Here is a 19,697-nt window from a genome sequence, read left to right as displayed (position 1 = left end):
CCGGGTACCCCGTCAGAGCAGATAGACAACGATGTAGGCGATGAGCAGCACCGCGATCCAGAGCGCGGTCACACCGATGGGCCAGGCCTGGGCGAAGACGCCCCGGTCCTCGCCGGACTCGCCGGCGCCGAGATAGCGCCGGCCCATCCGGCCGAGGTCGCCGCGCACGCGCTCGACCGTCTCCCGCAGCAGGCCTCCTGCCTCGCCGGCTGCGGCGCCGATGCCGTAGGCCACACGATACAGCGCCACCCGCCAGACCCAGTCCGTGTCCAGGCTGATCGTACGGGTCCGCTGCATGAGCGGCAGCAGCAGGAAGAAGGCGAGACCCGAGAACAGCAGCAGCTGCAGGTAGAAGAGCACCTTGCCCGGCTTGTAGGGCTCGTAGTCCACCGGGTAGGGCAGCAGCTCGTAGAGGGGCTGGGGATACACGCCGAGGACGATGCACAGCACCGCGAACAGCACCATCGCGGCCGCCATATTCCAGGGCGCGTCCTTGGGCCGCAGGCCGGAGTCCTTCTGGAAGAACACGAACCACGGGAACTTGATGCCGGCGTGGAGGAAGACGCCGGCCGAGGCGGCTGCGAGCAGGTACCAGACCACCACCAGGTGCTCGCTGGCCGCAGCATCCGAGATCATCGACTTCGTCGTGAAGCCCGACGTGAGCGGGAAGCTGGAGATCGCGAGCGCGCCGATGATGCCGCAGACCGTCGTCAGCGGCATCGTGCGGAACAGCCCGCCCAGATCGGTGCACTTGCTCTTGCCGGTGCGATAGACGACGACGCCCGCGCTCATGAACAGCAACGCCTTGTAGATGATGTGGGCGAAGGCATGGGCGGCGGCGCCGTTCAGCGCCATCTGGGTGCCGATGCCTACGGCGCAGACCATGAAGCCCACCTGGTTGACGATGGAGTAGGCGAGGATGCGCCGCGCGTCGTTCTCGAGCAGCGCGTAGATGATGCCGTACATCACCATGTAGACGCCCACCCCGATCAGCACCGGCTCGCCGGGAAACAGGAGTATCAACGCGAGGACGGCAGTCTTGGTGGTGAAGGCCGACAGGAATACCGAACCCGTCGGACTCGACTCCGGATAGGCGTCGGCCAGCCAGGCGGAGACCGGCGGCGCCGCCGCGTTGATGAGGATGCCGATCAGCATCATCCAGGTGTCGAAGTTGGTGGCGAGAACCGGCATGATGTCGATGGAGCCGGTGTGCACCACGGTGCCCTCGATACCCACCTTCAGGATCACGCCGCCGATCAGGTGCATGATCGCGTAGCGGATGCCCGCCGCCCGCGCCGCGGGCGTCCCGCCCGCCCAGACGATGACCGTGGAGAACAGCGCCATCAGCTCCCAGAACAGGAACAGCGTGATGAGGTCGCCGGCGAAGCTCACGCCGATCGCTCCGGCCGCATAGGCATTGGCGGCGGCGAGCTCGTACCAGCGTGCCTGACGGAAGGAGAACAGGCCGCCCGCGAACGCCATGATGGCGAAGATGGTCGCGAACAGGCGGCGGACGTCGCTGCCTTCCACCGGTTCGATCTGGTAATCCAGGAAGGGCACGGTGACGACGACGCCGTCCGGCACCTGCCAGATGGCCCACAGGGTCGCCAGCGGGGCCAGCAGCACGATGGCCGAGCGCACGTGCCCCCGTGTCGGCCCGATCAGCAGGGCTGCGACGATCAGGATGACCGCGGGTGGCAGATACTCAGGCATCCCGGTCCTCCATGTCTTCGAGGTAGCCGCCCTCGAGGTAGTAACCCTCGTCGCGCTTCAGCGAGTAGCCGAGGGCCTTCGCCACCAGCACCATGGCCAGACAGGAGAAGAACCCGAAGACGGCGCCGAACGCGAGCCAGCCGTCCACCACGAAGTGCCCTTTCACCGGGATGAAGAACTGGGCGACCACGGTGAGTGCGAGCACCACCCAGAAACCCCGCCACAGCCGCCGGATGTTCTCCGGCCTGGCGAGCCAGTGATCCCGTTTGTCGTGTTCCGGTTGCCCGCTCATTGCCAAACCTCGATCAGCTGCCGTTCGAGCGCGATGACCGGCCCGTTGAAGAAGAAGAACAGGATCGTCAGCGCCGCTGTCACGGTCAGCGCCAGCACCGCGGGGAAGGGCGCCTCACCGTGTTCCTTCGCGCCTTCCGGTTCCCGGCCGAACCAGGCCAGGTAGATGATCGGCAGGAAATACAGCGCGTTCAGCGCCGTGCTTGCGATCATCGTAAAGATGGCCACGTAGTTGTCGGCCTGGAAGGCGCCGGCCAGGATGTACCACTTGGAGACGAAGCCGCCCGTCGGCGGCACGCCGATCATGCTGAACGCGCCGACGGTGAAGGCGGCCGTGGTCCACGGCATGCGCCGGCCGATGCCCGCGAGCTGGGCGATCTCCGTCTTCTTGGCCGCTGTGTAGATGGCACCGGCCGCGAAGAACAGCGTGATCTTGCCGAAGGCGTGGGCCACCATGTGTAGGGCCGCGCCGACCTCCGCGAGCGGTTTCAGGATATCCGCCGCCAGCACCACATAGGAGAGCTGGGAGACCGTGGAGTAGGCCAGCAGGCGCTTGATATTGGTCTGGCGCAGGGCCACGGCACTGGCGGCGACGATCGTGAAGGCGGCGGCATACAGCAACCACTGGCCGCTCGGCTGGCCGAACAGGTAGTCGACGCCGAAGATATAGACGATCAGCTTGGTGATCGTGAACACGCCGGCCTTGACCACGGCGACCGCGTGCAGCAGCGCGCTGACCGGCGTCGGCGCCACCATCGCGGCGGGCAGCCAGCGGTGCACCGGCATCACGGCCGCCTTGCCGACGCCGAACACGAACAGGCCGAGCAGCAGGCCCAGCAGCGGACCGCCCAGCTTGCCCTCCAGGATGCCGCCTGGCGTGAAGTCCCCGGTGCCGGCCGCGATGTAGGTCCAGATGATGGCCGGCAGGAACAGCCCGATGGAGGTCGTCAGCAGAATGCCGAGATAGACCCGGGCCGAGCGGATCGTAGCCGCGTCGCCCTTGTGCGAGACCAGTGGGTAGGTGGAGAGGGTCAGCACCTCGTAGAAGAGGAACAGGGTGAACAGATTCGCGGCGAAGGCGACCCCCATGGCCGCAGCGAGGGCGATGGCGAAGAATGTGTAGAAGCGGGTCTGATTCGCTTCGTTGTTGCCCCGCATGTAGCCGATCGAGTAGATCGAGTTGACGATCCAGAGCCCCGATGCCAGCGCCGCGAACAGCATGCCGAGGGGCTCCACGCGGAAGGCGATCTCGATGCCGGGGACCACCTCAGCCACACTCACCGCCGGACGGGCGCCGGCCATGACTTCCGGAAGCAGGCTCCATACCACCACGGCCAGCAGCGTGGCGGTGACCAGGGTGACCGTCTCGCGCAGGTTGGCGTTCAGGCGCCCGGCCAGCAGGATGCCCAGCGCACCGGCGAGCGGCACCGCGAGGGCCGCCAGGATGGTGGCCGCCCCGGTCACGGCGAATACCCCAGCAGGATATCGGCGCCCTGGCCGGCCAGCGCCAGCGGCACGTCGGGCGAGAGACCGAAGAAGATATTCGCCAGCGCCGCCGCCCAGGCCGCAGCCACCAGTACGACGGGCGCCTCGGCCGTCCTCGTCTCTGCCGTCGCCGGCTCCTCGAAGTAGGCCGCCTCGACCACCCGCCAGATGTAGGCCAGCGCCATCAGCGAGGACACGACGATGACGGCGGCCAGCGCGGGCCCGTGGCCTTCGGTGGCGATGGCCGCGGAGAGCAGGTACCACTTGCTCACGAATCCGGCTGTGCCCGGCACGCCGATCAGGCTCAGCCCGGCGAGTACGAAGGCACCCATGGTCCAGGGCATGCGCCTGCCCGCGCCGCGGATCTGCTCCAGCCGGACGCCGCCGCAGCCGGCAGCGAGTGCTGCTACGGCGAGGAACAGTGCACCCTTCGCCAGGGCGTGGTTGAACATGTGCAGGATGCCCGCAGTCACGCCGGTGGCGGTGAGCAGGCTCACACCCAGGGTCATGTAGCCGATCTGGGCCACGGAGGACCAGGCGAGCAGGCGCTTCAGGTTGCGCTCGAACAGGGCCACGCCCGAGGAGATCAGCAGGGCGAGGACGGCGAGCGGCATCAGGAACAGCGCGAACTGCAGGCCGTGCTCGGCAAGATTCGGCTGGAACACCATGAAGTCGAAGCGGATCAGGACGTACAGCGAGACCTTGGTGGCGCAGGCCGCCAGGAAGGCCGTCACGATATGCGGTGCGTATGTGTAGGCGTTCGGCAGCCACAGATGCAGCGGGAACACCGCCGCCTTCAGTGCCAGCCCCGTCGTCACGAAGCCGGCGGCCACCAGCACGGGCCGCAGATCGCTCACCTGGCCGACCCGCTCCGCCATGTCGGCCAGGTTCAGGGTACCGGTCATCATGTAGATGAGGCCGATGCCGATCAGGTAGAAAGTGGCGCCGATCGTGCCCATGACCAGATACTTGAATACCGCCGGCAGCGCGCGCCGGTCCGGGCCGCCGGCCACGAGCACATAGCTCGCGAGCGAAGAGATCTCCATGAACACGAAGACGTTGAAGGCGTCGCCGGTCACGGCGATGCCGGCAAGGCCCGACAGGGCCAGGAGCCACGCGGCATAGAAGAGCGGCTGGCGCTCCTCCTCGATCTGGGAGTCGATGCTGCGGGCGCCGGCGAGCAGCGCCATGCTGGAGGCGCCCGTGACCAGCAGCAGGACCAGCGCGTTGAACGAGTCCACCACCAGTTCGATGCCGAAAGGCGCGGGCCAGCTGCCCATCTCGTAGTGGGGCCGGCCGCCGGCGAGTACCGCCGCCGTCAGGCTGACGGCGATGGCGAACGCGCACAGGCTGGCGGCCGTCGTGGCGGCCCAGGCGAGCCGGTGCGGCCGCAGCAGCATCACCAGCGGCGCGGTCAGCATCGGCACTACGACCTGAAGTGCCGGGAGGTGCTGCTCCAGTGCGGTCACTGTCCCCCGAGCTCCCTGACGATGTCTTCCTCGACGGAGCCGAACTCCTCCTTGATGCGCACGATGATGCCGAGCCCGAGCGCCGCCGTGGAGATGCCGACCACGATGGCCGTCAGGATCAGCACCTCGGGCAGGGGATTCGAGTACAGGACGTCCTCGTCACCGGGCTTCAGAATGGGGCCGGTGCCGCCTTCGACCTTGGCCATGGTGATGTAGAGCAGGAACACAGCCGACTGCATCAGCGCAAGGCCAATGAGCTTTTTGAAAAGATTGCGCTTGGCGATGACCGCGTAGATGCCGCTCATCAGCAGCAGCGGGAACACCAGATAGTGGTACAGCCCGAGGAACTCCATCATCAGAATCGCTCCCGGGCGGCGAAGGCGTGGAAGATCGTGAGCAGCACGCCGGTGACCGTGATGCCGACCCCGGCCTCGATGATCAGCAGCCCCATCTGCTGGCCCTTGACCGGGTCGCTGGCCAGCACCGAGTAGTCGAGGAAGTTCCCGCCGGCCAGCATGCCGGCAACACCGACAGCACCGTAGAGCAGGGCGCCGCCGGCGGTGAGGCCGTTCAGCACCCTGCGCGGAATAAGCCGCAGCGCGCGTTCTTCCCCCTCGAGCAGCGCGTAGAGAATGATGGACGATGCGATGATGGCGCCGGCCTGGAAGCCGCCGCCGGGGCTGTACTCGCCGTGGAACTGCACGTAAAGACCGAACAGGAAAATGAACGGTATGAACAGCCGGCCGACGACGCGGGGGATCAGATAGTGGCGCAGGCCGTTCTCGCCGCTGGCGATCATGCCCGTTCCCTCGGACTTCCGGGACGGCCGCACGCCCAGGATGAACATCACCCCGATGCCGGCGGTGAAGACAACGAACACCTCGCCCAGCGTGTCGTAGCCGCGGTAGCTGCCCAGCACGGCCGTGACGATATTCGGAATGTCGATGAACTCCGGCGTCTTCTCCAGATAAAACGGTGCCACGTGGACGTGCACCGGCGCGTCAGGGTCGCCGTAGCTCGGCATGCCGAGGGTGGCATAGCCAAGGACCAGGGTGACGGCGACGAATATGCCGATGGCGACCGGCCGGTAGGCCGAAGGAGTGCGTTCCTTCTCGGCGGTGAGCGCGAGCGCGCCGAGGAAGAACACCGTCGCGACGCCGGCGCCCACGGCGGCCTCGGTCAGGGCTACGTCGGCGGCGTCCAGCAGGAAGAAATTGATGGCGATCAGCAGGCTGTAGATGCCGGTCAGCATCACCGAGACGAACAGGTTGCGGGTCTTGACCGCCGCCAGCGCCGTCACGACCAGCAGTGTCAGCAGGAACGCGCTGAAGATCTCCGTCATGAACATCAGGAGCCGTCCTCCGCCTCTGCGTCGTCGCCTGGCTCGTCGAGCGTCTTCGTCCCCGCCAGCAGCGCTGCGCTGGCCAGGGCGTTGGAGGCGGTGGGGCTGGTCAGCATCAGGAATACGAGTATGGCGACCAGCTTGAAGGTGGCCAGCGAGAGCCCCGACTGAAGCATGATGCCGACCAGGATCAGCGGCGGCCCCATACTGTCGGTCACGCTGGCCGCGTGCATGCGCGTGAACAGGTCCGGCATGCGCAGCACGCCGATCCCGCCGATGAAGACGAATACGCCGCCCGCGGACATGAGGACCCAGCTCGCGATGTCCAGCGCCAGCTCCACGCCGTCAGCCTTCGCCGCCGGCGGGCTGGCGCGAGGCCCGGTTGCGGAAGAACTCGAGCACGGCCAGCACGCCGGTGAAATTGATCAGCGCGTAGGCCAGCGCCAGGTCCAGGAAATCCGGGCGGTCGTAGAGGAAGGCGATCACTGCCGTCAGCAACACCGTCTTCGTGCCGAACATGTTCACCGCCAGCACACGGTCATAGAGTGTGGGGCCCAGCAGCGCCCGTACCAGTGCGAGGCCCATCGTCACGATGACGGCGATGCTGACCACGTAGTACATGCTCAGCGCCTCCGCAGCGCGGCCACGCGACGGTCCATTTCACCGCCGAGCAGTGACTCCGCCCCCGCGCGGGTCAGGCTGTGGACCTTCAGCACGCCGTCGTGCACGTCGAGCGTCAGGGTACCGGGGGTGACCGTGATGGAATTGCCGAGGATCGCCTGGTCCATGGGATGGTCGGCAGTGGCGCGAATCTCGATCACCGTGGGCTCGATCGGGAGCCCGGGGCTCAGCACCGCCCGGGAGACCTGCAGGCTGGATAGCACCATCTCCTTGAAGAGCCAGACCAGGTAGCCGATGTAACCGACCCCGTAATTGAGCGCGTATGCCTGCCGATGGAAATGCCCCATCCGGTAGACCAGATAGATGGTCAGAAGACAGGAGAAAGCGCCGAGGCCGAGGAGCAGTGGCTTGTACAGCCCGGACCACAGCAACCAGGCCGCGACCAGGGCGACGAGCAGCAGGAGCTTCTCCGCGTTGGACGATGTGCGGCTGCTTTGCATGAGGAAGCTTCCCCGAGTCGAGTGATTGCGTTGGCGTCGCGGGTGCCATCATCGGCGCCCGCATCCCCCGTCCATGGCGACCGCAGAAGATACCGTCCCGGACGCCCGGTTTCTAGCGCACAGGCGCGCCGGCCGGCCGCGTGCTGGCCGGTCGGTACGTCTCTCGTCATGCTCCGGAGGGAGGAGCGGCTCGGAGCATAAGGAAAAGGAAATATGAAAACAATATCTAGTCTTAAATAGCCGGAAAGAGTTAACCTGTCTCGCTGGCGTCCCGGCTGGCAATTTTCTGGAGACACGCGCTTGGAGACACCCGACCACTGGCGAGGCCGGATGGGCCGCTGGATAGAGACCGGCTGGCCGCACTATCTGATCCTGAGCCTGATCGTGGCCAATGCGGTCACGCTGGGCCTGGAGACGTCCGATGCCGTCGTGGCGCAGGCGGGCGGCTGGCTGCGCGCGTTCAATGCCATCGTCATCGCCGTATTCAGCGTCGAGATCCTGATCAAGCTGGTCGCTTTCGGGCCGCGATTCTTCCGCAGCGGATGGAATGTCATGGATTTCCTCGTGGTGGCCATCTCGCTGGTGCCGGCCACCGGTCCGCTGTCCATCCTGCGGAGTCTGCGCATCCTGCGGGTGCTCCGGCTGCTGTCTACGGTGCGCCGGCTGCGTCAGCTGACCGAGTCGTTGCTCTCGGCCATCCCCAGCATCGGCTGGATCACCTTCATGCTGGGTCTCGTCTTCTATGTGTTCGCGGTTATCGGCACCGAACTCTTCGGCGAGCGCTTTCCGGACTGGTTCGGGAACGTCGGCGCCAGCATGTACACGCTGTTCCAGGTGATGACGCTCGAAAGCTGGTCGATGGGCATCGCCCGGCCGGTGATGGAGGCCTATCCCCACGCCTGGCTCTATTTCGTGCCGTTCATCCTGATCTCCGCGTTCACGATCCTGAATCTGTTCATCGGCATCATCGTCAACTCCATGCAGGCGCTGCACTGGGAGGAAGAGGAGAGCCGCCGCCAGGAGACAGAGGCCAAAGCCCACGCCGAGCGCGAGGAGATGCTGTACCTGATCCGCGAGACGGCAGAGCGGCTGACTCGCATCGAACGGCGCCTCGGGCGCGAATCATAAGCAGACGGGAGTCCCCGTCCGGAGACCGGTCATGCGCCATCTGAATTACGGGCATCTTCAATATTTCTGGGTAGTGGCCCGCGAGGGCAGTATCGCCCGCGCGGCCGAAGTGCTGCACGTCACGCCGCAGACCATCAGCGGGCAGCTGAAATTGCTGGACGAGTCCGTGGGGGAGCGGTTGTTCCGCAAGGCGGGCCGGCGACTGGTGCTCTCACGCACCGGCCAGATGGTGTTCGAGTACGCCGACGAGATATTCAACCTGGGCGCGGAGCTCGCCCAGGTGGTGCGCGGCCGACGGCCCGACGTGCCGCGGCACCTGAACGTCGGCATCGTGGATTCCATCCCGAAGCTGGTGGCGTGCCGCATCATCGCGCCCGCCCTGGAGGCGGAGGATGCGCCCCGCATCCGCTGCCAGGAAGGCACGCTGGACCGCCTGCTGGGAGAGCTTGCCGTCCATCGGCTGGATCTCGTGCTGTCGGATCAGCCGCTGCCGGCCGGTCTCAACGTCAAGGCCTACAGTTACGTGCTGGGGGAGAGCGGCACCTCTTTCTTCGTCAGCGAAGCCCTGTACGAGCGCTATCAGGGGGATTTCCCGGCGGTTCTCGACGGCGCCCCCATGTTGTTGCCCAGCCAGGGCACCGCGCTGCGGCGCCGGCTCGAGGAGTGGTTCGAGGCCAATGGCCTGGTGCCCGTCGTGGCGGCCGAATTCGACGACAGTGCCCTGCTGAAAGCTTTCGGCGAAGCCGGGGCAGGGGCGTTCGCCGGTCCCACGGCCATCGCCGATGAGATCTGCCGCACCTACGGTGCCAGCATCATCGGCTCGACGGAGGAAGTCCGGGAACGTTTTTACGCCATCTCCCCGGAGCGGCGCCTGAAGCATGCGTCGGTGGTCGCCATCACCGAGGCAGCGCGGGAGCAGCTGTTCGGTGCCGGGGAATCGTAAGATTCGGGAATACCTACAGCCGACGCGCTAATACTTCGATCTGCTCGAAGTAAATTCAAGGCACAACCCGCTGGTCACCATCGCTCCGCATGGGCAATCTTCACCCTCAACCCCCGGCAAGGAGCATGCCCATGGACCTGAATCGTGCACTGGAAGGCCTGATGAGGAGCGGTATCGGCGGTAGCCTGGCGGCCGGGCTCGCCGGCGGCCTCGCCGCCAACGCAATCAGCGGCAAGAAGACCCGGAAGCTCGCAGGCTCCGCACTGAAGATCGGCGGGGCCGTCGCCGTCGGCGGGCTCGCGTGGAAAGCCTATCAGCGTTATCGCGCCGTGGATGGCGGCACGGCGGCGACCCCGGCACAGTCGGGAACCTGGCAAGGCCTTACCGAGCGCGGCTTCCAGCCGGCAGAACCGGCCGCGTGCCGCCACCGGGACCTGCTGATCATCCGGGCGATGATCGCAGCCGCCCACGCGGACGGCCACCTGGACGACAGCGAGCGCCGCCGCATCTTCGACCGCATCGACACCCTGGATCTGGATGCGGCCGAGAAAGGCCTCTTGTTCGATGAATTGCGTCGGCCTCTCGACGTGGCCGAACTCGCGGCCGCCGCGAGCACACCCGAGCTCGCCGCCGAGGTCTACGCCGCGGCACTGCTGGCCGTCGACGAGACCCGGTCGATCTGCCGGGCCTATCTGGCCGAACTCGCCGAGGCGCTGGCGCTGCCGACTGCGCTCGTGGTCGAGCTGCACCGCAGCGCCGGCCAGTCGATCCAGGCCGTCACCGAGGCTGCGGCCGGAGCGAATCACCGAGCTGCCTGATGCCCGCCTGGGCCGGGGTACGGTGTCCACGGCCGTGCCCCGGCCATTTTTTTCCGTCGAGAAATGCCCCCGCAGGCCAGTCGTAATTGCGCTGCATTGCCCCGGCATCCTGTTATGCGAGGAAGGACCGGTTCGCAATTTCACCGGTTCCTTTACCGGGACCGCCTTTACCGGCACCATTCGCCGCATGCTGCCGACCGGCGCAGCCACCGTCCGATGATCCACGATGAGCATTCTGGTACTGAACAGCGGCAGTTCCTCCATCAAGGTCGCCCTGTTCGCAGCCGAGACCCTGGCGCGGATCGGAGGAGGGGCTTTCGAGCGCATCGGGACCGATGCGACGATGTTCTCCTGGTGCAGGGGCGAGGCCGCGGCGGCGGCCGACGCACACGAAGCGCGGTTGCCGATGGCGGATCATCGCCGTTGCCTCGAGCATCTGTTCGACGCGCTGCCGGAGCTTGCGCCCGGGGCGGAACCGACGGCGATCGGCCACCGCGTCGTGCATGGCGGTGACCGCTTCGCCGCCGCCGTCCCCGTCGACGGTGCCGTACTCGAGGAGATCGAGCGCACCAGCGTCCTCGCCCCGGTGCACAATCCGCTCAACCGGCTGGGTATCGAGGTGGCCAGCCGCCGCTATCCGGATACCCCGCAGGTTGCCGTGTTCGACACCGCCTTCCACCAGAGTATGCCGGCCAGGGCCTGGCACTATGCGCTCCCGCAAGGGATCGCCGCTGCCCGGGGCATCCGCCGCTACGGTTTTCACGGCACATCCCACCAGTTCCTCGCACGCAGCGCCGCCGGCATTCTCGGCAAACCGCTCGGCGAGACGAGGCTCATCACCCTGCACCTCGGCAACGGCGCCAGTGCGACGGCCGTGCGCGGCGGACTGAGCGTCGATACGTCGATGGGGATGACGCCGCTGGAAGGTCTTGTCATGGGCAGCCGCTGCGGCGATATCGATCCGTCCGTGGTCACGTATCTGCAGCGCGAAGCCGGAATGAGTGCGGTGGAGATCGACGAGTTGCTGAACGCTGAAAGCGGTCTGCGCGGCCTCGCCGGCGTCAACGACATGCGCGAGATCCACCGTCTGCGCGCCGCGGGTCACGAGGGGGCGAAACTCGCGTTCGAGGTCTTCTGCTACCGGGTGAGGAAATACATCGGCGCCTATCTCGCGGTGCTCGGCGGGGCAGACGCCATCGTCTTCTCGGGCGGGATCGGAGAGAATGACGCCGCCGTGCGCCAGGAGTGCATTGCGGGGCTCGAGGGTCTCGGCATCGTCGTGGATCCCGCCCGCAACCGGGTGGCGGCCGGGGACGGCGACGCCATACATGACGACGGCGCGTCGGTGGCGCTGCTGGTGATCCAGTCCGACGAAGAGGCGGAGATCGCGAGAGAGACGCTACGCGCGCTTGCTCCCGGATAACGAATTCGGGGTGCGGCGCCCGGGAAACAGGACAGGGCGCTTGCGCCAGGCAATGAAATAACGAGGCCGGAAGGAGGTCAGGGATGAACAAACAGACGGACAATGCGAACGCCGGGGCCGTCGACGAGCAGGAACTGCAGGCCATCGATGCCTTCTGGCGTGCCTGTAATTATCTCGCCGCCGGCATGATCTATCTCCGTGACAATCCGCTGCTGCGCGAGCCGCTGCGGCCGGAACACATCAAGAACCGCCTGCTCGGCCACTGGGGCGCGAGCCCCGGCCTGTCACTGATGTACGCGCATCTCAGCCGCCTGATCCGGCATCACGACCTCGAGGCGATCTTCCTCGCCGGGCCGGGCCATGGCGCCCCCGGCGTGCTGGCCCCCGTCTATCTGGAGGGCACCTATTCGGAGATCTACCCGGACAAGAGCCAGGACGAGGAGGGCATGCGCCGCTTCATGAAGCAGTTCTCCTTTCCCGGCGGCGTCGGCAGCCACTGCACGCCGGAGACCCCCGGCTCCATCCACGAGGGCGGCGAGCTCGGATACAGCCTCTCCCACGCCTTCGGCGCCGCATTCGACAACCCGGAACTGCTGGTCGCGGTGGCCGTCGGCGACGGCGAAGCCGAGACCGGACCGCTGGCGACGGCCTGGCACTCCAGCAAATTCCTGAATCCCGTGACGGACGGGGCAGTGCTGCCCATCCTTCATCTGAACGGCTACAAGATCAACAACCCGACGATCCTGTCCCGCATCCCCGAGGAGGAACTTGCGAATCTCTTCCGCGGTTACGGCTGGGTGCCGCATTTCGTGACCGGAGACGATCCGCTTGACGTCCACCGCCAGATGGCAAGCACACTGGACGAGTGCCTCGGCCAGATACGCGGGATCCAGCGCGAGGCGCGCGGCAGCGGGCGCGCCACGCGGGGCCACTGGCCGATGATCGTCCTGCGCACGCCAAAGGGCTGGACCGGGCCGGAGAGCGTGGACGGGCATCGCGTGGAAGGCTACTGGCGGGCCCACCAGGTACCGATCCCGGGCGTGCGGGACAATCCGGAGCGACTGCGCCAGCTCGAGGAGTGGCTGCGCAGCTACCGGCCCGAGGAGCTCTTCGACGAGAGCGGCGCACCGCGAGCAGAGCTGCAGGCGCTCGTGCCGGCCGGCAACCGGCGCATGAGCGCGAATCCGATCGCCAACGGCGGGCTGGTCAGGCGCTCGTTGCGGATGCCCGATTTCCGCGAATTCGGCCTCGGTGTCGAACGTCCGGCGGTCACCGTCGCGGAGAACACGCGTCCGCTGGGACGATTCCTGGGCGAGGTGATGCGTCGAAACTCGCGGAGTTTCCGGGTCTTCGGACCGGACGAGAACAGCTCCAACAAGCTCGACGCCATCTACGAGGTCAGCAAGAAACTGTGGCTCGCCGACTATCTGCCGGAGGACGAGGACGGCGGCCAACTCTCGCCGGACGGCCGCGTCCTGGAGATGCTCTCCGAGCACACGCTGGAGGGCTGGTACGAGGGTTACGTGCTCACCGGTCGCCACGGCTTCTTCTCCACCTATGAAGCCTTCGTCCACGTCATCGATTCCATGTACAACCAGCATGCGAAATGGCTCGCCATCAGTCGCGAGATCCCGTGGCGTGCGCCCGTCTCGTCGGTGAATCTGCTGATCACCTCCACCGTGTGGCGCCAGGATCACAACGGCTTCACGCACCAGGACCCGGGCTTCCTCGACGTGGTGGTGAACAAGAACCCGGAGGTGACGCGCATCTACCTGCCGCCGGACGTGAATACGCTGCTCTCGGTCGCCAATCACTGCCTGCGCAGCACCGACAACATCAACGTCATCGTCGCCGATAAGCAGCAGCATCTGCAGTACATGGACATGGACGAGGCGATCCGCCATTGCACCAAGGGGATCGGCATCTGGGACTGGGCCAGCAACGACCAGGGCAGTGAGCCCGACGTCGTGATCGCCGGGTGCGGCGACATCCCCACACGGGAGGCGCTGGCCGCCACCGCGCTGCTCAGGGAGAGTTTCCCAGACCTGAAGATACGCTTCATCAACGTGGTGGATCTGTTCCGGATGCAGCCCGATACCGAACACCCCCATGGCATGTCCGATCGGGACTTCGACAGTCTGTTCACGGTGGATCGCCCGATCGTATTCAACTTCCACGGCTATCCGTGGCTGATCCACCGGCTGGCGTACCGCCGCACCAACCACCGTAATCTCCACGTGCGCGGCTACAAGGAGAAAGGGAACATCAATACGCCGCTGGAACTGGCCATCGAGAACGAGATCGACCGCTTCAGTCTCGCCATCGACGTAATCGACCGCCTGCCGCAATTGCAGGTGGCGGGCGCCCACGTGAAGGACAAGCTCCGGGACCGGAAGATCGACTGCCGTCATTATGCGTACGAGCATGGCGTCGATGCGCCGGACCTGCAGCAGTGGACATGGCCGTTCTCGTGAACGGGCAGCGATGGCCTGGAGCGGCGTCCAGCGATGAGGAATTGCTCGAGAAAGGTCGTATAACTGCCTGTTAGAAAGAATATTGTGCCGAGTGACTGCATACTGGCTGGGAATTCTGAGACGCACCTCGAGGAGGTCCGCGGCCTCGCTGTCAGTTTTCGGGTCCACCATATTTTAACATAATATATATTATGCGCGGTTATGGGACGGGTCGGCACAGGCCCTCAATGGCGGAATCCCGCCTCCCCGAAGTCAGGACAGGACTCCGCCCGGTGTGGATCCGATGCGGTGGCCGCGGATTCCGGTTACCCTCTGCGCTCCGCCTCCCAGCCACACCCTGAAGGACACCACTGATGGCACGCCGCGGCGCCACCACGGCCGAGATCTCGCCCCTGTTCGAACCTCGCTCCGTGGCCCTCATTGGTGCCAGCGAGCGGCCCGGTTCGCTCGGGACGGTCACCTACCGCAACCTGCTGGAGGGTGGGTTCGAAGGCCCGATCCACCCCGTCAACCCGGCCCACGAATCGGTCCAGGGTCAGGCCTGCGTGGGCAGCGTCCGGGACATCGACGGCGAGGTGGACCTGGCGGTCATCGTGACCCCGGCCGCCGCCGTGCCGGGCGTACTGGAGGAATGCGGCGAGGCGGGCGTCCCGGTCGCGGTGATCCTCTCGGCCGGTTTCCGCGAGGCGGGCCCGGAGGGACGGCAGCTGGAGGCAGACGCCCTGGCCGCGGCACGGCGCCACGGCATCCGCTTCATCGGCCCTAACTGCCTCGGCATCCTTCGTCCCGACGCCGGGCTGAATGCGAGCTTCAGCCAGGTGATGGCCCGGGAAGGTCATATCGCGCTGGTGTCCCAGTCCGGAGCGCTGTGCACCGCCCTCCTCGACTGGGCCGCGCCGCGTAACATCGGTTTCTCCTGCGTGGTCTCCAGCGGCACGGCAGCGGACGTGGATTTCGGTGAGATCCTCGACTATCTGGTGGTGGATCCGGCGACCCGCGCGATCATGCTCTACGTCGAGGGCATCCACGACGCCCGCCGTTTCATGAGCGCCGTGCGCGCGGCCTCCCGGGCGAAGCCGGTGATCGTGATGAAGGCGGGACGCCACGCCGACGCCGGCCAGGCGGCCATCTCCCACACCGGCGCCATGGTGGGCTCCGACGACGTCTTCGACGCGGCCGTCAGCCGCGCAGGCGTGGTGCGGGTACACAACTACGTGGATTTCTTCGCCGTGGCCGAGACCCTGCACTTCGGCGTGCGCACCCGCGGGCCGCGGCTCGCCATCATCACCAACGGCGGCGGCCCGGGCGTCATGGCGGCGGATTTTCTCGCGGACAAGCGCCTGCCCCTGGCGAGGCTGTCGGCAGAGACCCGTCAGAAGCTCGACGGCGCCCTCCCCCGCGCCTGGTCCGGCGGGAATCCGGTCGATGTGCTCGGGGACGCGGGTGCGGACCGGTACGGCAAAGCCCTCGAATTCGTGCTGGAGGACGACGGCTGCGACGGCGTCCTCGCCATTCTCGTCCCCCAGGCGATGACCCAGCCGGAACCCGTGGCCGAGGCCGTGGCGGACATCGTGGCCCGGGCGAAGAAGCCCGTGCTCACCTGCTGGATGGGCGGCCGCTCCATGGAAGCCAGCCGGGAGTCGTTTCGTGCCCGCGGCGTTGCCACCTACGCAACACCCGAGGCCGCCGTGGAGGCGTTTTCCGCGGCGGCTGCGCACCGGGCCAACCAGCAGATGCTGCTGCAGGTGCCCGAGCCCCTCGGACGGCGGGAGCCGCCGGACCGGGAGGGTGCGCGGCTGATTATCGACGCCGCCCTAGGCGAAGGCCGCCGGGTGCTGGACGTGATCGAATCCAAGGCGCTGCTCAGGACCTTCGGTATCCCGATACTCGAGAGCGTGCCCGTCGGCAGTGCGCGTGAGGCCCTCGTCCTGGGCGAGCAACTGGGATTCCCGCTGGTGATGAAGATCCACTCACCCGACATCTCGCACAAGTCGGACGTGGACGGCGTGCGTCTGGGCATCGCCAACGGCGCCGAGCTCGGCATCGCCTATCGGGAACTCGTGCGCTCGGTGGGGGAGCGCATGCCGGATGCGCGTATCAGCGGTGTGCTGCTGGAACGCATGTGGCGTCCCCGGAACGGCCGGGAGATCATGCTGGGCGTGATGAACGATCCGGTGTTTGGCCCGGCGGTCACTGTGGGGCTGGGCGGGACGCTGGTGGAGGTGATCCGGGACCGGGCAGTCGGTCTCCCGCCGCTGAACCGTTTCCTGGTACGACGCATGATCGAGCAGACCCGGGCGTCACGCTACCTGGACGCATTCCGCGGCAAGCCGCCGGCCAACCGGCGCGCGCTGGAAGACGTGATCCTGCGTCTCTCGGACATGGTCTGCGAACTGCCCTGGATCGAGGAACTCGACATCAACCCGCTGGTGGTGAACGAGAACAAGGCCGTCGCGCTCGATGCCCGGGTGGTATTGCGCGAGAGCCGGGCCTCCGCGCGGGAATACGGTCACATGGCCATCCACCCCTACCCCAGCAGTCTGGTCGGCGAGCACGTGCTGCGCGACGGCACGCCGCTGGTGATCCGACCCATCCGGCCGGAGGACGCGCGGCTCGAGCAGGCGTTCGTCAGCAGCCTGTCGGAGCGCTCGAAGTACTTGCGCTTCATGTACGCCATGAAAGAGCTCACGCCGGCGATGCTCTCGCGCTTCACCCAGATCGACTACGACCGGGAGATGGCGCTGATCGCGCTCACCGACGTCGACGGCGCCGAGCGTCAGGTCGGCGTTGCCCGGTATGTGACCTACCTGGACGGCCGCGGCTGCGAGTTCTCCATCGTTATCTCCGACGAGTGGCAGAACCGGGGCCTCGCAACCGAGCTGCTGCGGCGCCTGATCGATGTCGCCAGGGAACGGCGTCTGGAGGAGATGGACGGCGTGGTGCTGCGGGAGAACCGGGGCATGCTGGCACTCGCGAAGGATCTCGGGTTCCGGCGCCGCACCTCGCCGGACGACCCTGAGATCGTCCAGATCACGCTGTCGCTGTAAGGGGGGCTGCGGCGCTAGTCGTCGACCCGGGTCAGCCCCTCCCGGATGGCATAACGGGTCAGCTCCACCACGTTGTGGAGGTCCAGCTTGCGCATGATGTTGCGCCGATGGGTTTCCACGGTGTTGGGCGCGATGTGCAGCTTCTCGGCGACCTCCGCGGACGTCAGACCCTCCGCCAGCAACTGCAGCACCTCGCGCTCCCGGTCGCCGAGGACATCCCAGGCCGAGCCCCGTGGTGCCTCCGTGTCCTGGATGATCTCTGCCGCCTTGCCCGCGGCGCCGGGGCAGAGATACGTGGAGCCGCGACTCACGGCGTTCAGCGCCGGCCGTAGTTCCGCATAAGCGTTCTCCTTGAGTACGTAGCCCGACGCCCCGGCCCGGAGAATCTCAGCCATCAGCCCGCTGTCGTTATGACTGGAAATGGCTATCACACGCACGCTCGTGTGGCGTTTCAGGAGACGCCGGGTGGCTTCCACACCATTCAGATCGTCCATGGCGACATCCATGACGACGATGTCCGGCACCGCCTCGAGACACAGCTCGAGCACCTCGAGTCCGCTGCTAGCCTCTCCGACGATCTCGATGCCGTCTTCGCGCTCCAATATCGAGCGGAGACCCTCCCGCATCAGGTTGTGATCGTCCGCGATCAGGACCTTGATTCCCAAGCCCTCACCCCTGCTGTGCAATCCTGAAGTATCTCCCAGCCGCGCGCAGAAAACATCAGCGAATACCCTCACCTCGGCCGGGGGTGGCAACACCGGTAGATCCGCCCGTCCTGAAGCCCCGGCGCGCTCCGCGGACATTCGGCTCGCTTGAGAAATCGCAATGCCCGCCGGTGTGCTACATGACAGCTTCAGGGAGGGCACCGCGTGAGAGCGCGGCACTATCTGGGCAGCATTGATGGGAAAGGGGATCATGAATCGATCGAATGGATCGCGGCAGAGCGATGAGCCTTGCCGCAACGGCAACGTAGCGCCGAGCGTGGAAGATCTCGCGCCGGCCGAGTTTCCAGCGAACGAGAGCGATGCCGGGGTTCCCCTGCGCGGGTCGGAGCGCCCGCGCGCGCTGATCGTCGACGACGACGACGGCCACAGCCGCGTGTTGCAGGGACTGCTTGTCCGTGAGGGTTTCGACGCGAGGCTCTGCTCCTCCTTTGCCGACGCGGCCCGCGAGCTCGGCGGCGCCGCACCGGCGGTGGCCTTCCTGGCGCTGGGCGTCGGCGACGGCGACGTCCTCGAGCTGCTGGATCTGCCAGGCCTGGAGGGCTGCGACGAGATCGTCCTGATGCACGAGCAGGACAGGCCCGGACGCATCCGCGCCGGCATGTCGCGTGGCGCAGGCTACTTCCTGGCGAAGCCGTTCGACGAGGCGTTCCTGACCGACCTGCTGCGGCAGATGGTCGAGTGGCCCCGGCGCGAACGCCGCCAGGCGGCGAAGGCCGCTGCGGCTCCCCCGCTCGACCAGTTCGGCGATCTGCGCGGGAGTTCCGGCATCATGCGCGAGCTGTTCTGCGTGCTGCGCAAGGTGGCCGCGGTCGAGACCTCGGTGCTCGTGACCGGCGAGAGCGGCACGGGCAAGGACCTGGCCGCACGCACCATCCACCGCTTCAGCGACCGGGCCGACGGGCCTTTCGTCGCCAAGAACTGCGCGGCGATACCGCCCGAACTCTGCGAGAGCGAGTTGTTCGGCCACGAGAAGGGCAGCTTCAGCGGCGCGAGCCATTGTCACCGAGGTCTGTTCGAGCAGGCCCACGGCGGCACGCTGTTCCTCGACGATATCACCGAGATGCAGGCCGAACACCAGGTGAAACTGCTCCGGGTACTGGAGAGCGCGACCTTCCGCCGCGTGGGCGGCGAGAGAGACCTGCCCGCGGACGTGCGCATCATCGCGGCCAGCAATCGGGAGCCGGGCGAGGCGATCGCCGACGGCAGCCTGCGCGAGGACCTCTACTATCGGATCGCACGCTTTCCCATCGACATGCCGCCGTTACGCGAGCGTGGCGAGGACGTCGAGGGGCTGGCGCGCTACTTCCTGCAGCGGCTGAACGAGCGCGAGGGCGCCTCGAAGACCCTCGGCCGCGATGCGCTCGAGGCCATCGCGGATTATCCCTTCCCGGGCAACGTGCGCGAACTGCAGAGCCTGATCGAACGCGCCTTTCTGCTCTCCCCCGGCGAAATACGCGCGTTTCATCTGCCGCCCCTGACCGTCGAGCCGTCGGTGGCCGGGAATCACATCCGGGTGCGGGTCGGCTCGTCGGTGCAGGAGGCCGAGAAGGCCCTGATCCTGGCGACGCTGCAGAGCCACGAGAACGACAAGACCGCCGCCGCGGAGACGCTCGGCATCAGTCTGCGCACCCTCTACAATCGCCTCAACAGCTACGCCGAGGAAGGCAACCGGGCGAGCTGACGCCTCGGCTCGGCTCGCGGACTGGCGGGCGGCGAAG

General features: G+C 66.8%; 17 protein-coding genes. 7 read left to right on the top strand and 10 right to left on the bottom strand.

Annotated elements, in window-relative coordinates:
• Positions 1 to 12: 12 nt before the first annotated feature.
• From ACJMKX_RS02135 to ACJMKX_RS02095, 9 genes are read right to left on the bottom strand one after another with little or no spacing between them, the layout of a single operon-like run.
• The gene (locus ACJMKX_RS02135) at positions 13 to 1,713 is read right to left on the bottom strand and encodes a Na(+)/H(+) antiporter subunit D (RefSeq protein WP_405220512.1); all 1,701 of its coding nucleotides are present in this window, start codon (positions 1,711 to 1,713) and stop codon (positions 13 to 15) included.
• Positions 1,706 to 2,005 (bottom strand): hypothetical protein, encoded by a 300-nt coding sequence (locus ACJMKX_RS02130; protein ID WP_405220510.1) that lies wholly within the window; start codon positions 2,003 to 2,005, stop codon positions 1,706 to 1,708. Before ACJMKX_RS02130 ends, ACJMKX_RS02135 begins: the two co-directional genes overlap by 8 nt.
• Positions 2,002 to 3,468 (bottom strand): proton-conducting transporter transmembrane domain-containing protein, encoded by a 1,467-nt coding sequence (locus ACJMKX_RS02125; RefSeq protein WP_405220508.1) that lies wholly within the window; start codon positions 3,466 to 3,468, stop codon positions 2,002 to 2,004. The genes ACJMKX_RS02130 and ACJMKX_RS02125 overlap by 4 nt, the downstream gene beginning before the upstream one ends.
• Positions 3,465 to 4,958, bottom strand: a complete 1,494-nt coding sequence (locus tag ACJMKX_RS02120; RefSeq protein WP_405220506.1) for a monovalent cation/H+ antiporter subunit D family protein — start codon at positions 4,956 to 4,958, stop codon at positions 3,465 to 3,467. The genes ACJMKX_RS02125 and ACJMKX_RS02120 overlap by 4 nt, the downstream gene beginning before the upstream one ends.
• Positions 4,955 to 5,314, bottom strand: a complete 360-nt coding sequence (locus ACJMKX_RS02115) for a cation:proton antiporter subunit C (RefSeq protein ID WP_405220505.1) — start codon at positions 5,312 to 5,314, stop codon at positions 4,955 to 4,957. The genes ACJMKX_RS02120 and ACJMKX_RS02115 overlap by 4 nt, the downstream gene beginning before the upstream one ends.
• Entirely contained in the window at positions 5,314 to 6,300 is a 987-nt protein-coding gene (locus ACJMKX_RS02110) for a DUF4040 domain-containing protein (RefSeq protein WP_405220761.1), read from the bottom strand. Before ACJMKX_RS02110 ends, ACJMKX_RS02115 begins: the two co-directional genes overlap by 1 nt.
• Before the next feature lie 5 nt (positions 6,301 to 6,305).
• Positions 6,306 to 6,641, bottom strand: coding sequence for a monovalent cation/H(+) antiporter subunit G (gene mnhG / locus ACJMKX_RS02105; RefSeq protein WP_405220503.1), 336 nt, complete (start codon positions 6,639 to 6,641; stop codon positions 6,306 to 6,308).
• A 4-nt stretch (positions 6,642 to 6,645) separates the two neighbouring features.
• The gene (locus ACJMKX_RS02100) at positions 6,646 to 6,921 is read right to left on the bottom strand and encodes a monovalent cation/H+ antiporter complex subunit F (protein ID WP_405220501.1); all 276 of its coding nucleotides are present in this window, start codon (positions 6,919 to 6,921) and stop codon (positions 6,646 to 6,648) included.
• Positions 6,922 to 6,923: 2 nt separating this feature from the next.
• On the bottom strand, positions 6,924 to 7,421 hold the full coding sequence (locus ACJMKX_RS02095; protein ID WP_405220499.1) for a Na+/H+ antiporter subunit E: 498 nt from the start codon (positions 7,419 to 7,421) through the stop codon (positions 6,924 to 6,926).
• Positions 7,422 to 7,751: 330 nt separating this feature from the next.
• Between ACJMKX_RS02095 and ACJMKX_RS02090 the strand changes: the two genes are divergently transcribed.
• The 6 genes from ACJMKX_RS02090 to ACJMKX_RS02065 all read left to right on the top strand — a co-directional run bounded on the left by ACJMKX_RS02090 (position 7,752) and on the right by ACJMKX_RS02065 (position 17,254).
• Positions 7,752 to 8,549, top strand: a complete 798-nt coding sequence (locus ACJMKX_RS02090) for an ion transporter (RefSeq protein WP_405220759.1) — start codon at positions 7,752 to 7,754, stop codon at positions 8,547 to 8,549.
• 31 nt (positions 8,550 to 8,580) lie between these two features.
• Positions 8,581 to 9,492: a transcriptional activator NhaR gene (gene nhaR / locus ACJMKX_RS02085; RefSeq protein ID WP_405220497.1), complete on the top strand. Its 912-nt coding sequence runs from the start codon at positions 8,581 to 8,583 to the stop codon at positions 9,490 to 9,492.
• Between the two features lie 131 nt (positions 9,493 to 9,623).
• Positions 9,624 to 10,310 (top strand): tellurite resistance TerB family protein, encoded by a 687-nt coding sequence (locus ACJMKX_RS02080; protein ID WP_405220495.1) that lies wholly within the window; start codon positions 9,624 to 9,626, stop codon positions 10,308 to 10,310.
• Between the two features lie 226 nt (positions 10,311 to 10,536).
• On the top strand, positions 10,537 to 11,733 hold the full coding sequence (locus ACJMKX_RS02075) for an acetate/propionate family kinase (protein WP_405220494.1): 1,197 nt from the start codon (positions 10,537 to 10,539) through the stop codon (positions 11,731 to 11,733).
• A gap of 83 nt (positions 11,734 to 11,816) precedes the next feature.
• Complete coding sequence (locus tag ACJMKX_RS02070; protein ID WP_405220492.1) at positions 11,817 to 14,207, top strand: phosphoketolase family protein; 2,391 nt, start codon at positions 11,817 to 11,819, stop codon at positions 14,205 to 14,207.
• Between the two features lie 353 nt (positions 14,208 to 14,560).
• Positions 14,561 to 17,254, top strand: coding sequence for a bifunctional acetate--CoA ligase family protein/GNAT family N-acetyltransferase (locus tag ACJMKX_RS02065; protein ID WP_405220490.1), 2,694 nt, complete (start codon positions 14,561 to 14,563; stop codon positions 17,252 to 17,254).
• A gap of 14 nt (positions 17,255 to 17,268) precedes the next feature.
• On the opposite strand, the gene ACJMKX_RS02060 is transcribed toward ACJMKX_RS02065, so the two are convergent.
• Entirely contained in the window at positions 17,269 to 17,919 is a 651-nt protein-coding gene (locus tag ACJMKX_RS02060) for a response regulator (RefSeq protein WP_405220488.1), read from the bottom strand.
• A gap of 316 nt (positions 17,920 to 18,235) precedes the next feature.
• Here ACJMKX_RS02060 and ACJMKX_RS02055 point away from each other — a divergent pair, with 316 nt between their 5' ends.
• Positions 18,236 to 19,660, top strand: coding sequence for a sigma-54-dependent transcriptional regulator (locus tag ACJMKX_RS02055; protein WP_405220486.1), 1,425 nt, complete (start codon positions 18,236 to 18,238; stop codon positions 19,658 to 19,660).
• The last annotated feature ends 37 nt before the right edge of the window (positions 19,661 to 19,697 follow it).

The organism is Lentisalinibacter sediminis (genome assembly GCF_040706615.1).
GTDB classification, from domain to species: Bacteria; Pseudomonadota; Gammaproteobacteria; order Steroidobacterales; family Woeseiaceae; genus Lentisalinibacter; species Lentisalinibacter sediminis.
The sequence above is the reverse complement of the archived record's forward strand: the minus strand, read 5'-3'. Positions and strand labels throughout refer to the sequence as shown.